Source organism: Alteromonas sp. G4i35, from assembly GCF_054960375.1.
Genome location: NZ_JBHNZD010000047.1, coordinates 1 through 13,668, shown reverse-complemented (window position 1 = coordinate 13,668; position 13,668 = coordinate 1). Strand labels below are relative to the sequence as shown.

Here is a 13,668-nt window from a genome sequence, read left to right as displayed (position 1 = left end):
CTTACTGGCCTACAAAGGTAGTAGAGACTTACTTCAGGAGGCTTGCTGTTTTGCTTTTCCCCCGAAGCGGATGCGCATTTTAGGGAAATGAGCGCTCACGTCAACACTTATTTTAAAAAAAGTGTCATATTCGTTTTGAATGCTCGTTTATTCAGCAAAAACACCCTATTTCCAGTATCCCGTCTTCTTTCTCATCTGAAATTTACGCCATATTCCAGGCTTATGCGGCTTTAGCTTTCCTTTGTATTTGAGAATAAAGTCATCAATAGCATCTAAAACGCGCTCGCTATTACGACCATCCCTGTATTTCTCATGAAGATCTACATAAGCATTTATTGCATCAATTACTTCAATAGGCTTCGTAAGCGCGTAATCTATAGCCGCTTCAATTTCACTTGTTTCTGTCACGTCTATTAGATGAGGACCTGGATTAGTATTGCGGAACGTCACCACCGGTTTTTCTTGCATCATAAATTCTAGAATGATGGATGAACTATCGCAAAGAAGCACACTTGCTTCGTTCACACTGTCTAAGTCAACGTTATGTAGATATTTAACGTTATCTATAGACGCAGCTAATTGTTTATAACGTTCCACAATTTCGGAGCCGTGCAGTTTAGGATGAAATGTAAGGATCCAGTTCCAGTCTCTTTCTTTAGCTAATTTCTCGATAGTTTCAAAAACCGACTCGGCCGAACTAATACCTTTAGTAAACGTTGTTCCGTAAAGTATCGTTGGAGGATTTGATGCCGGCGGGCGTTTTCCTTTTATATAGGTATCGACCTTGCACCATCCTGTTTCATAAGCCTTAAAGCTACCATGCTGCTGTTCTAGAATTTTATAGGGTGCTGTACTGCTTGGTCCTTGTGTACAAATTAAGTCAAACCACCCGCGAATGCGGAAATGGGAATCTTCTTGATAGGTCTGTTCGCCACGCTTACCAATAAAGTAGCCATGAAATACGCCTACCTTAATACCAGGAATAAAATGATAAATGTAATTACCGGGAGTCAAAGTCGCGTCGGGATTGAACTCAACAAGCTCTTCAACTGTTGCTAATCTTTTCTCATCGGCAAGTAACAAGTCTTCACAGCTATGCTCCAGATACCACGCTACTTCACCACCACGCTTTCTTATCTCAGATTGAATAGGTCGCAATATTGAATAGGAATAAGGCAGTGCCGCAAATAGTACATAGCGCTTTGACATGAACTCTCCGTAGAAATAGCATTTTGATTTTTTTCTATAGTATATCAGCATTGTCGCTTTAAAAGATTGAAGCTAGCTATCGATAACAAGATTAATCATCAAATGTTAATGTGTTTTATGCATTTCTTTAAAAAAGGCTTACCATGTCCTGCATAATTTCGCTTAAAGAGAGTTCTATGGCACAACCTGTAATCAGTTTTAAAGGTGTTTCTCCTACATTAGGAAAGAATGTCTATGTTGATGGCTCGGCAAGAATCGTCGGTGATGTAGTTTTAGAAGATGATGCGAGTATTTGGCCGCTGGTAGCAGCTCGTGGCGACGTGAACAAAATTCGTATTGGTGCCCGTTCTAATATTCAAGATGGCAGTGTTTTACACGTTACCCGTAAATCTGAGAAAAACCCCAACGGCTTCCCACTTATTATTGGTGAGGACGTTACCGTTGGGCATAAGTGTATGCTGCACGGCTGCCAGTTGGGTAATCGAATTCTCGTTGGCATGGGCGCTATTGTAATGGATGGTGTTGTTGTTGAAGACGATGTGTTTATTGGTGCAGGTACATTAGTGCCGCCGAACAAAAGATTAGAAAGCGGATTTCTTTACGTTGGAAACCCCATGCAAAAGAAAAGACCGCTCAACGACGCCGAAATGGCATTCCTGAAACAATCTGCCGTTAACTATGTTGTATTGAAAGATGAGTACCTTGAAGAAGCGAACTAGTTTCGCTTCTCACCTTGCTCAACGATAGCCCTGACACGTTTTACAATATCTGAAGTATCGGGGCGCTTTTGTGTCCATATGTAGAATGCTTCAGCCGCTTGCTCAACCAGCATCCCTAACCCATCTATTTGTGTTTTAACACCAAGTTCGGCCGCCTCTCTCATAAAGCGCGTGGGTGAGTTTTTATAAACCATGTCGTACACCACTTCACAATTTTGTAAAACACCATCATTTAAACGGCACGGCAATTCATTGCTTAAACTGGCGGCTGTTGAATTAATAATAATATGAGGCGCAACATCTGCGATATCCTCAAGCGCGACCACCTGCACTTTAGCGTTAGAGGCAGCATTTACTACTTCTTCAGCTTTTGCTTTGGTTCTATTTGCAATGGTTAAAGAAGCGGCCCCTGCTTTTATTAACGGGGAGATTACGCCACGGGCTGCGCCGCCGGCACCAATAAGCAACACGCGCTTACCCTTAATTTCCACACCGCTGTTAAGCAAGTCGTTTACCAGCCCTACACCATCAGTGTTGTATCCCCACACTTCACCGCTGTCACCATTCATTAGCGTATTAACAGCTTGTGCATCTTTGGCTGCTTGGTCATCTACCTTTGCCAAGTTGAATGCATCAAGCTTAAAAGGCATAGTGACGTTACAACCTACCGCGCCTTCCTGAGCTAAAAACGCGTTGGCGGCATCTACAAAACCATCTACTGGCGCAAGTATCTTTTCATAAGAAATCTTTTCTCCCACTTGTTCAGCAAACATTTGATGGATAGTTGGTGATAAACTCTGTGCAATAGGATTTCCGAATACAGCGAATTTTTTCATGGGAATACGAGACTTATTTAATATAAAGAAGAAAAGCGATAATCGTGCTTCGCAGAGTACACCATATGAACGTATAGGTGGAGAGGAGAAAGTACGGGAATTAGCAAATACGTTTTACGACATAATGGAAACCGATCCACTCGCCAATGAACTGCTAGCTATTCACCCCCAGCCATTAGACAGAATTCGCCACGTGTTCTTTCTCTATTTAAGTTTATGGCTTGGTGGTCCTGATGATTATCAGCAGCAGTATGGCCACCCGCGTCTGCGTGCACGCCACCTACCTTATACCGTAACACCGGAGTTAAAAGCGCAGTGGATGTATTGCATGCGAAAAGCCATGTTTAAAACGGTTGAAGATATCGCCTTAGCTCAACAGTTGATAGACGCACTTGATCAACTCGCCAATCACATGGTGAATACAAAATAAAAAAGCGCGTTGAAAGGATTAACCTTTTAACGCGCAACTCCCCTGTTACTGTCTACGCTCTTTATGGCGCATAAAGTAGTGCAATTGTGAAAGCCTAATAGTTAATAAGGCGTAGAACTAATAATTAGAATGTGTAACCCACCGATAAGGTATACACCCAAGGATCTATTTCAATATCACTTACCTTTCCAGCAGCATCACCCACTTTGAAGGTTGCTTCGGTATCTATATCAATGAATCGAACCGATGCATTAACATGCCATTTGGTATCAATTTGGTAATCCATTCCCACCTGTGCTGACAAGCCAAATGAATTATCAAGCGAAAGGTCGCTTAAGCCAGCTGTTTCATTCGCACCTGTAAACTCTTCATCAAAGATAAAGGTATAGTTGATACCTGCACCAATGTACGGCTGAAACGCAGAGCTGGCATCATTAAAATAGTAGTTTGCGGTAAGCGTAGGAGGAAGATGCGTGACTTCACCAAGCTGGTTACCCGTCCCTAACGGATCAGCAACAGAAAAATTAACGTCGTGCTTAAACGGCGTTGCGGCAAGCAGCTCAATATTAATGTTGTCAGTAATAAAGTACGCTACATTTAAACCTAGCTGAGTATCGTTATCGATATTAAGGGCAACGCCAAGATCAGTTCCACCCGCGACGATGTTAGAAGTAGATTCGTCAGGAGCAACGGTAGTAAGACCGCCACGAACAATCCAGTCGCCCTGCTGGTGAGCGCTAGCTAAAGGTGAGAGTGCAGCAAGAGTAAGGCAAAGTGCAGATGCAGATAAAAAGTGTTTGCGCATGATATGTCTCATTTGTGGTTAACTAAGATAGGGCTACTTTACGCCTGTAGTTATGAGAAACATTGATCCAGCGCAAGCTTGATAACTCACTGAAACACTGAAGATATTCGACCTTGATATAGATCAAAAAAAACGCCGCATTAACGTTAATGCGGCGTTTTTTAGTCATTAAAGGTGAAAGCTGCTATCGGCGGTCCGCTTAAGGATTTAAGCGCAGCCTTATTTAATAATTAATCACCAATCAGTAGGTTTTAACCAGTCTGTCAGCTTGGCTTCGGCGCTACCCGGTGCAGGTGTATAACAATACTCCCAGCGCGCTAGCGGCGGCATCGACATTAAGATAGATTCGGTGCGCCCGCCGGTTTGCAGTCCAAATAAAGTGCCTCGGTCGAATACAAGGTTAAACTCAACGTAGCGGCCCCGGCGATAAAGTTGGAAATCACGCTCTCTTTCGCCGAAATCGGTTTGCTTACGGCGCTCAACAATAGGAACGTAAGCATCGATGAAGCCATTACCAACAGCCTGCATAAATGCAAATGACTGTTCAAAGCCCCATTCATTCAGGTCGTCGAAGAATAAACCGCCCACTCCGCGGGTTTCATTGCGATGCTTTAAGTAAAAGTAGTCGTCGCACCACTTTTTATACTTAGGGTAGACATCATCGCCAAACGGCTTACATAATTTTTTAGCGGTATCATGCCAGTGTACAACGTCATCTTTAAACGGATAAAATGGCGTCAAGTCGAAGCCGCCGCCAAACCACCAGATAGGTGCTTCGCCCTCTTTTTCTGCAATGAAAAAGCGAACATTAGCGTGTGACGTGGGGATATACGGGTTATGTGGATGAATAACGAGTGATACACCCATAGCCTGAAAGTTTCTTCCTGCTAATTCAGGCCGATTAGCCGTTGCTGATGCCGGCATTTGACTGCCAAACACATGGGAAAAGTTAACGCCGCCTTGTTCAATCACCGCACCATTTTTTAGTACTCGAGAGCGGCCACCGCCACCCTCTTCTCGCTGCCAGCTGTCTTCAACAAACTGGCCCTTACCATCGGCAAGTTCAAGGGTTTGGCAAATGGTGTCTTGCAGCCCTAGTAAATAGCTTTTTACTTGTTCTATTACTTCAGCGGCATTTTTACCGTCCAGTAATTCTGCTGATGTCATGCTCTTATTACCTCTGCTGTGTCACCATCGCGAATGGTACTGGGTTTAGTTGCACCGCCTACTTCCCCTTCTACATAAAAAACGGAATCAGCGAATACGGCTTTTGCTTCTTCAGTGGTGATGGCTGGCGGTTGGCCGGTCAGGTTAGCGCTTGTAGAAACTAACGGTTTACCTAACTTGTTGCACAATTCCACTACTACAGGGTGATTAGTTACGCGCACCGCTATTTTACTATGCTTGCCGGTTAACCAAACTGGCGCAGATGACGACTTAGGTAATAGCCAAGTATTAGGGCCTGGCCAGCTCGAAAAAATATCGGTGCGTCTGTCAGGGCGAATGGCGTTGTCGTTAACATAAGGCAGTAGCTGACTGTAGTTTGCTGCAATCAATATCACGCCCTTTTCTACCGGTCGCTGTTTTATCTCTAACAGCGCATTTACAGCGGCTTCATTGTCGGGGTCACATCCGATGCCCATTACCGCTTCGGTTGGATAAACGATTAAACTGCCAGCTTGGAATGCGGCAACAACAGGGTCTACTTCAGGTGAGTTAGCCTCAACGGGGGTAAACGTGTTTACGTTCCCATTTTGGATATCAGACATGGTTTTAATCTCTACGTATAGTTCTTCTTTAGTTGTTCGTATAATTACTTTTTAAAGCCACAACTAGGCTGAGGACACTGTAACTGCCCCTTTTTATCTATCAATACTCCCCAACCGCAGTCTGGGCAGCTTTCATTAACCGGCGTGAAATTTAGCACATATCGACATTGTGGATAATGGTTGCACGCAAAAAACTGTTTGCCGTATTTGTTAGTACGCGAGATTAGATGCCCTTTCTTACACTTTGGACAATCCACCAAAGTATCTTCTTTTTCTTTAATGGGCTCTATGTGATGGCATGAAGGAAAATTGGTACAGCCGATAAACATGCCAAACCGCCCTTTCTTTATGGCTAAGTCGGATGCGCATTCAGGGCAGGCTACACCGTCTAAGGTTTTCAGTATGGTGGTTTGTTTATCGTGCAGTGGCTTACTAAAGCTACATTCCGGATAGCCCGTACACCCGATAAAAGGGCCGGATTTACTGTTCTTTATATGAAGAGGTTTACCGCACTCGGGGCAATCTCCGAAATTATCATCGAGAGCATGCTCGTGCGCTGAAAAGAGTGAATGGTCTATTTTAGACATGTATTGGACGTTAAGGCCTTAAACGCGCTGTAATTTCACAGCGCATTTTTAAGTAAAGATTCAAATACCAGTGACTACAACTGCATTAATGCAGAACACCATCTGGCTCTTCGAACAAAAGATCTTCCATTTGTGCGTAGGCTTTCTCTTTGCCAGGTACGTTGAATAGTACCATTAGCACAACCCACTTCAGGTCTTCCAAGCAAAATTCATTGGAATCAATTTCCATAACGCGATCTATAACCATTTCGCGTGTGGAGGCATCCAACACATTAACCTGTTCTAAGAACATAAGAAAACCGCGACATTCCACATCTAAACGCATTTGTTCTTCATGCGTGTAAATACGGCTTAAGCTAGTGCTAATACCTTTGCAAAAGTACGGTTTGATGTCCGTCTCTTGCAGTGCCGCTAACTTTTCTAACCATGCGAGGGCTTTATAAATCTCATCGTGATGAAATCCTGCGCGCACAAGCTCTTCCGTTAACTCGTCTTGGTCAACACGAATTTCCGTTTCACTGTGAATGAAGTTTTCAAACAGATACATGAGGATATCGAACATATTATTTTCCCCTCAATTTAACGTAACCACCAGGGACAGCGGCCACTAAACCACGCAACTCATATTCTAATAATGATGCCATTGCTTGCGATACAGATATGGCATTGCGCTGGGCTATGACATCAATAGCGGTGATGTCATAATCCACACTAGCTAATAATTTATCGGTTGCCAAGCTATTCGCTGTACTTTTTTCGTTTTGCTCGTCAACATTCAAGCCTAGTTGTTCAGGCTGAACGCCAACTTCATCGAGAATATCGCTTATATTTGTTACTAATTTGGCGCCCTGTTGGATTAACCAGTGGCAACCTTCAGCGTAAGCGTTAGCGATATTGCCTGGCACAGCGAATACTTCTCGCCCCATATCTGCGGCCAAATTCGCAGTTATCAAGGTGCCACTCTTAATTTTTGCCTCTACCACTAAGGTTCCAAGGGATAACGCTGCGATAATTCGATTTCGCCTTGGAAAATGCCAAGGCTTAGGTCCCTGCCCCGGAAAAAACTCTGTAACGGTGACACCTCCGTCATTGTTGATAGCTTCATAGAGCTTACTATTTTTAGCCGGATATACCTTTTCAGGTCCCGTACCCATTACCGCAATGGTTCCGGTGCTACCAGACAGGGCACCTTGATGTGCGGCGCTATCAATGCCCATGGCAAGGCCGCTCGTCACTACAACTCCGCTACTAGATAACCCATAAGCAATGTCGGTTGCGGTACGCTTACCCTGAAGGCTGGCCCTTCTGCTTCCCACTATAGCAATCTGTGGTTTTTGAAATAGCGCTTTGTTTCCCGTGGCAAATAGCGCGAGGGGCGGACTATCCAATTGCTTAAGTAATTCTGGATAGTGAGGCGATGACAACGGCACGATGTGTCTATTGTCGCTCGCTTGCAGCCAGTTTATTGCTGCATCAATAAGAGGCGGTGAAATGTTGTTGGTGAGTTGTTTAACCTCGTTAGGCAGCGAAGACGTGTTGCTGCCTAAATCGACAGTAGAAAGTTGATATTTTTCGAGAGCCTGTAGCCATAGTTTAGGTGAAACACGCTGAGCGGAAGCCAGCGCTATCCATGCTAATGTTTCGCTGTCTAACTGAGAAGATTGTGGTGCCATTATCGCTCCTAATGCGAGCGACAATGAACCATGCAACGCTTAGGGCTTTGCGACAATAAAGCCGCGCTTTATCCCTTTGTTCGCTCGCGTTATTAATCCGTAACTTGCCGCATCAAATGTTTTAAACACAACAACTTCACCTACTTTAAGCGCGGGTTGCGATACTGTATCGATAAACCACTCACCACCAGTGTTAGCGCCGGGTTCATCTACATAGCGTGGACTTTCTTCGTCAATAATGGCTGGACCTTGTGAGTAAAGCCCCAGGACCGTACCTGGCGCTACTTCCATACTGCCTAAATCAAGAATGACAACGTCGTATTTGCCAAGTAAATCGTGATCATGCAAATCTCCAACTATTGCGCCTCGCTGCGAAGTAGCCGGAACAAGTTCAAAGCCTTCAGGATGTTCAAATCCACCCGCCATTAACTTATCACCGCGCTTAGCTTCTTGGTTCGCATCGTCGATGAAAAGCAACATCGTGTTGCTACCTTCATCTTTTTCCACTAGTGAAGCTGTTGAAACATGGGTAACTTGAATACCAAGGATTTCCCCATCAAGATTTCTAATCGTAGCGTGCTTTCTTACTACTCTGTACTGATCGTCGGTACTGAATTGTTGCTGGCTTAACACAAAATCATCAGACGCAAACCTTACGTTTCCATCCTGATTACCCAGCAATTTAGGTAGCGAAGCATAGCTTTCCTCGTCTAGCAGCATATGTTGCCTAATGAATGGAGAGATAGTTGTCCACGACAACACATCAACAGGCTTCGGTTTTACTCGCTTATCGGTAGCCGGAGAAAGCTTATAGGAAGGCTTGTCGCGCTTTACACTTAATACAGGCTGCCCATCAACATACCCAACGACGATAACATCGCCCGGGTAAATAAGGTGTGGATTGTCGATTTGGGTGTTGGTTCGCCATAATTCAGGCCAGAGCCAAGGCTCATTGAGAAAAACGTTAGCGATTGCCCATAGCGTGTCCCCACGCTTTACTGTGTAGGTTTCTGGCGCGCTCTCTTTTAGCTGCAGCGCAAAGGTAGGCAAAGAAAGCAGTACACCTAAGATAAACAATGCTGCACGACGCGCGTAAATCAATCGCTTTTTCAAATTAACCACCTGCAAATTATTCACTGTCACTCATTGTTGATTTTTCAGACAATAGCACTATATCGGCATAACTAGGTATTCTAATAGGGTTTCGGTAAAAAACTGCACGAAACAGCCCGATATACGTTAGAATAGTAACTTAATAAGCACTGTAAAGTGTGCTGGCAATTAGATCGTATATGAATTTATACAGCGAAAAGGTGAAGTAAGCGAGAAATGGCAATTTTAGACGTATTAAGTTTTCCTGATGAACGTCTTCGCACGGTAGCTAAGCCGGTTGAAGAGGTTAACGACGAAATTAAACAATTGGTATCGGACATGTTCGAAACCATGAAAGACGAGAACGGTATTGGCCTTGCTGCAACGCAAGTTAACCGCCACGTTCAAGTTGTTGTAATGGACGTATCGGAAGATCAAAACGAGCCACGCGTATTTATTAACCCTGAAATCATTCGTAAAGATGGCTCCACGATTAGCGAAGAAGGCTGTTTATCAGTGCCGGGTAATTACGCGAAAGTTGAGCGCGCCGAATCAATTACCGTAAAAGCGCTAGATCAGAATGGCGAAAGCTTTGAGTTGGATGCAGAAGGTTTGTTAGCGATTTGTATTCAGCACGAGCTGGATCATCTAAAAGGCAAATTGTTTATTGATTACCTTTCACCGCTTAAGCGCCAACGTATTCGTAAAAAGCTTGAGAAAGAAGCGCGTCTTGCTGCAAAAGCCTAAGGAATAACGTGACAACTCCATTGAAAGTGATTTTTGCCGGTACTCCGGATTTTGCAGCTAAACATCTATCAGCGTTACTCGAGAGCGAGCACGAAGTCATTGCTGTTTACACTCAGCCTGATAGACCCGCAGGGCGAGGTAAAAAGCTTACCGCCAGTCCGGTTAAAGTATTAGCAGAAGAAAACGCCATTCCAGTTTACCAGCCTCAGTCGCTTAAAGCTCAAGACGCTCAGGAAGAATTAGCCTCGCTCAATGCCGATTTAATGGTAGTTGTTGCTTACGGACTGATACTGCCTACCGCGGTGTTAAATGCACCTAAGCTAGGGTGCATTAACGTGCACGGCTCTATTCTGCCTAAGTGGCGAGGCGCGGCACCAATACAGCGTTCAATCTGGGCGGGTGACGCTGAGACCGGCGTAACTATAATGCAAATGGACGAAGGTTTAGATACGGGTGACATGCTTCACATAGCAACATTACCTATTACCTCTGAAGATACCAGCGCCACCTTATATGAAAAGCTTGCAGAGCTAGGACCACAAGCGTTGGTTGAGGTCGTTAATGAATTTGATCGTTACACGCCCACCAAACAAGACGACTCTCAAGCGACCTACGCGAAAAAGCTATCAAAAGAAGAAGCCCTGATTAATTGGGCAGACGATGCTGAGCAAATAGAGCGAAATATCCGCGCCTTCAACCCTTGGCCTGTAGCGTGGATGCAGGTCGAAGATCAGAACGTTAAAGTATGGTCTGCCAGCGTTGTTCCGTTAAATAAAGATGTAACGCCAGGTACGGTAATCGGTGCCAATAAAGAAGGCATTACTATCGCTACAGGACGCGATGCGCTTTGCATTACATCACTTCAAATTCCAGGTAAAAAGGCGCTTCCAGCGTCAGACGTTATCAATGCTCGCCAAACGTGGTTTGAAGTGGGTCGTTGTCTGACACAAGCGGACTAAACGTGAAACCATTACCCCTTCCCAAACAAAAAAACCTGCGTGCAGATTGTGCGTGGGTCATCTATCAAATTTTAGAGCAAGGCAAGTCATCGCGTGAGTGCTTAGAACGCGTTCAGCGCAGACACAACGCCAAAGATAACGCATGGATTCAAGAGATGTCACTAGGGGTAATGCGTCGCCTTCCCCTTTTACAGCACTGGCTGCGCTCTTTGTTGGATAGGCCTCTAAAAGGCAACAAGAAAGTCATAGAACATCTTATTCTTCTTGGTTTGTACCAGCTTAATTTTTCCCGCGTTAGCAACCACGCCGCCGTTGGCGAAACCGTCGCCGCAGCATCTTATTTAAATGCCGCAGGGTTAAAAGGGTTAGTTAATGCGGTACTGCGTAATTTTCAGCGAGAGAACCTTGCAGACAAACCTGTAGACGACGCAATCATAAACAGCGGCTTGCCAAAGTGGTTGTTTAAGGCAATAGAGAACGCCTATGGTGACGACGCCGAGCAGGTACGTACTGAAACGAATGCCATGGCTCCCATTTGGCTTCGCGTAAATAAGTTGCAAACATCCTTGGCAGCATTTACTCAGGCGTTAGATAAAGCAGGGGTTGAATATACCCTTAGCGCAAACCATGCTGATGCCGTAATTCTGACTAAGCGAGAAGACATTACTGCCCTGCCTGGTTTTGAAAAAGGTCACTTTGCGGTACAAGATGGGGCAGCGCAATTAGCTGCGCATTACCTAGAGCCTCAAGCGAACGAACGCATTCTAGACTGTTGCGCCGCACCAGGCGGAAAAACAGGGCACATTGTTGAGTCTGCACCTGATACACAGTACGTATTAGCGCTTGATGCTGATGCTACACGCCTAAAACGGGTAGAAGAAAACATGACTCGCCTTAAGCACACTGTCGATATCAAGCAAGGTGATGCAGCTAATCCTGATACCTGGTGGGACGGAAAGCCCTTCGACAGAATATTACTGGATGCCCCCTGCTCTGCTACCGGCGTGATTCGACGTCACCCAGATATTCGCTGGCTTCGAAAATCCAATGACATCGACAACTTAGCACAGCTTCAACGGCGCATATTAGAAACATTGTGGAGTCTATTAAAGCCAGGCGGCACGCTGCTTTATGCAACATGTTCTATTTTGCCAAAAGAGAACATGGCGCAAATACAGCAGTTTCTCGCCGACACTCCAGATGCCTCGTTATCGCCCATAGTGAAAACAGAAACCGTTGATAAACCCGGGCGCCAGATAACGCCAGGGGAGCAACAAATGGATGGTTTCTATTATGCGAGGCTGGTAAAGTCAGCAGACTGAGTTCAATAGTTGTGCAACGTCACACAGTTAAGACTTGCACGAATATGAAGGCAAAATAATAACGATGAAGATCATCATTTTAGGGGCCGGCCAAGTAGGCGGAACACTTGCTGAAAACTTAGTGGGTGAGAATAACGAAATAACGGTTATTGACTCTGACCCCACTATATTGCGCGCACTTCAAGACCGTCTTGATTTACAAGTAGTAACAGGCGTGGGCTCACACCCTGATGTGTTGCGTAAGGCCGGTGCGGAAGATGCAGATATGCTGATTGCCGTAACCAATAGTGATGAAAGCAATATGTTGGCCTGTCAGGTGGCCTACAGCCTATTTAAAACACCCACTAAAATCGCTCGCGTGCGCTCTGAACAGTACATCATTTACCAAGAGCAGCTATATAAGCAGCAAGACATTCCCGTTGACCACATTATCGCTCCCGAGCAGTTGGTAACTAAGGCCATCAAACGTCTTATCGACTACCCGGGTGCACTTCAGGTGGTTGAGTTTGCTGAAGGCAAGGCCAGCCTTGTTGCGGTTAAAGCCTATTACGGTGGCTTATTGGTAGGCCACGCGTTATCTGCGCTTAAAGACCACATGCCTAACGTTGAAACCCGGGTTGCTGCCATTTACCGACGCGGCCGCCCTATTCGCCCGTTAGGTACCACGGTTATTGAGGCCGATGATGAAGTGTTCTTTATTGCCGCTACCAAGCACATTCGCGCAGTAATGAGTGAGCTTCAAAAGCTCGAATCAAGCTACAAACGAATTATGATAGCCGGTGGTGGCTTGATTGGCGCAGGCCTTGCGAAAAAGTTAGAGCACAATCATAACGTTAAGCTTATTGAATACAGCCCAGAAAGGGCCAAATATTTATCTGCGAACTTAGATAAAACCATTGTATTTAGCGGTGACGCGTCTGACCCTGAATTGCTAAGTGAAGAAAATATCGAGCAAGTTGACGCTTTCATAGCCGTTACCAACGACGATGAAGCGAATATCATGTCAGCCATGCTGGCAAAGCGTATGGGTGCACAAAAAGCCATGGTGCTTATCCAGCGAAGTGCTTATGTGGACTTGGTGCAAGGCGGTGAGATAGATATCGCGTTTTCACCTCAACAAGCCACTATCTCGGCGCTACTGACTCACGTACGTCGAGGTGACATTGTAAACGTGTACTCATTACGACGAGGTGCTGCCGAGGCTATTGAAGCGATAGCGCACGGTGATGAAAATACCTCTAAGGTGGTTGGCAAACAAATAGGCGATATTAAACTACCGCCAGGTACCACGATTGGGGCTATTGTTCGAGACGATCAGGTGATTATTGCTCACAGCGATACCAAGATTGAAGCAAACGACCATGTAATTTTGTTCTTGGTTGATAAGAAGTACATCAACGACGTGGAAAAGCTGTTTCAACCCAGCGCATTTTTCTTTGGCTAGCGCTTTTGCAAAGCGTCATAGGTGCCGCAAGATTAAAAGTTGAAGACATAAAAATAAAGGGCGATATTTATCGCCC

15 protein-coding genes are annotated in these 13,668 nt (G+C 45.1%); 6 read left to right on the top strand and 9 right to left on the bottom strand.

From position 1 onward, the window contains the following. Nucleotides 1-165 precede the first annotated feature (165 nt). Nucleotides 166-1,209: a UDP-N-acetylglucosamine 2-epimerase gene (locus ACFI6L_RS19740; protein ID WP_014977872.1), complete on the bottom strand. Its 1,044-nt coding sequence runs from the start codon at nt 1,207-1,209 to the stop codon at nt 166-168. Between the two features lie 176 nt (nt 1,210-1,385). Between ACFI6L_RS19740 and ACFI6L_RS19735 the strand changes: the two genes are divergently transcribed. After that, nucleotides 1,386-1,928, top strand: a complete 543-nt coding sequence (locus ACFI6L_RS19735) for a gamma carbonic anhydrase family protein (protein WP_014977871.1) — start codon at nt 1,386-1,388, stop codon at nt 1,926-1,928. Here ACFI6L_RS19735 and aroE read toward each other — a convergent pair. Then, entirely contained in the window at nt 1,925-2,764 is an 840-nt protein-coding gene (aroE, locus tag ACFI6L_RS19730) for a shikimate dehydrogenase (protein WP_278344609.1), read from the bottom strand. The genes ACFI6L_RS19735 and aroE overlap by 4 nt on opposite strands. On the opposite strand from aroE, the gene ACFI6L_RS19725 reads away from it, so the two are divergent. Beyond that, a complete protein-coding gene (locus tag ACFI6L_RS19725) occupies nt 2,763-3,194 on the top strand; it encodes a group II truncated hemoglobin (RefSeq protein ID WP_014947737.1) in 432 nt (143 codons plus the stop codon). The genes aroE and ACFI6L_RS19725 overlap by 2 nt on opposite strands. A 124-nt stretch (nt 3,195-3,318) precedes the next feature. On the opposite strand, the gene ACFI6L_RS19720 is transcribed toward ACFI6L_RS19725, so the two are convergent. The 7 genes from ACFI6L_RS19720 to ACFI6L_RS19690 all read right to left on the bottom strand — a co-directional run bounded on the left by ACFI6L_RS19720 (nt 3,319) and on the right by ACFI6L_RS19690 (nt 9,141). After that, entirely contained in the window at nt 3,319-3,999 is a 681-nt protein-coding gene (locus ACFI6L_RS19720) for an OmpW family outer membrane protein (RefSeq protein ID WP_014947736.1), read from the bottom strand. Between the two features lie 234 nt (nt 4,000-4,233). Next, on the bottom strand, nt 4,234-5,166 hold the full coding sequence (hemF, locus tag ACFI6L_RS19715) for an oxygen-dependent coproporphyrinogen oxidase (RefSeq protein WP_075177132.1): 933 nt from the start codon (nt 5,164-5,166) through the stop codon (nt 4,234-4,236). Further along, entirely contained in the window at nt 5,163-5,768 is a 606-nt protein-coding gene (gene tsaC, locus ACFI6L_RS19710; protein ID WP_014975257.1) for an L-threonylcarbamoyladenylate synthase type 1 TsaC, read from the bottom strand. Before tsaC ends, hemF begins: the two co-directional genes overlap by 4 nt. A 44-nt stretch (nt 5,769-5,812) precedes the next feature. Next, nucleotides 5,813-6,355: a DNA topoisomerase family protein gene (locus tag ACFI6L_RS19705; protein WP_014975256.1), complete on the bottom strand. Its 543-nt coding sequence runs from the start codon at nt 6,353-6,355 to the stop codon at nt 5,813-5,815. Nucleotides 6,356-6,440: 85 nt separating this feature from the next. Next, on the bottom strand, nt 6,441-6,917 hold the full coding sequence (locus tag ACFI6L_RS19700) for a DUF494 family protein (RefSeq protein ID WP_014947732.1): 477 nt from the start codon (nt 6,915-6,917) through the stop codon (nt 6,441-6,443). 1 nt (nt 6,918) lies between these two features. After that, nucleotides 6,919-8,028, bottom strand: a complete 1,110-nt coding sequence (gene dprA / locus ACFI6L_RS19695; protein ID WP_014975255.1) for a DNA-processing protein DprA — start codon at nt 8,026-8,028, stop codon at nt 6,919-6,921. A 39-nt stretch (nt 8,029-8,067) separates the two neighbouring features. Further along, a complete protein-coding gene (locus tag ACFI6L_RS19690) occupies nt 8,068-9,141 on the bottom strand; it encodes a LysM peptidoglycan-binding domain-containing protein (RefSeq protein WP_014947730.1) in 1,074 nt (357 codons plus the stop codon). Nucleotides 9,142-9,357: 216 nt separating this feature from the next. Between ACFI6L_RS19690 and def the strand changes: the two genes are divergently transcribed. The 4 genes from def (at nt 9,358) to trkA (ending at nt 13,592) form a co-directional block, all read left to right on the top strand. After that, a complete protein-coding gene (def, locus tag ACFI6L_RS19685) occupies nt 9,358-9,867 on the top strand; it encodes a peptide deformylase (RefSeq protein WP_014947729.1) in 510 nt (169 codons plus the stop codon). 8 nt (nt 9,868-9,875) lie between these two features. Next, nucleotides 9,876-10,826: a methionyl-tRNA formyltransferase gene (gene fmt / locus ACFI6L_RS19680; protein ID WP_075177134.1), complete on the top strand. Its 951-nt coding sequence runs from the start codon at nt 9,876-9,878 to the stop codon at nt 10,824-10,826. Nucleotides 10,827-10,828: 2 nt separating this feature from the next. Beyond that, nucleotides 10,829-12,148, top strand: coding sequence for a 16S rRNA (cytosine(967)-C(5))-methyltransferase RsmB (gene rsmB / locus ACFI6L_RS19675; protein ID WP_462574648.1), 1,320 nt, complete (start codon nt 10,829-10,831; stop codon nt 12,146-12,148). A 64-nt stretch (nt 12,149-12,212) separates the two neighbouring features. After that, nucleotides 12,213-13,592, top strand: coding sequence for a Trk system potassium transporter TrkA (gene trkA / locus ACFI6L_RS19670; protein WP_014947726.1), 1,380 nt, complete (start codon nt 12,213-12,215; stop codon nt 13,590-13,592). The last annotated feature ends 76 nt before the right edge of the window (nt 13,593-13,668 follow it).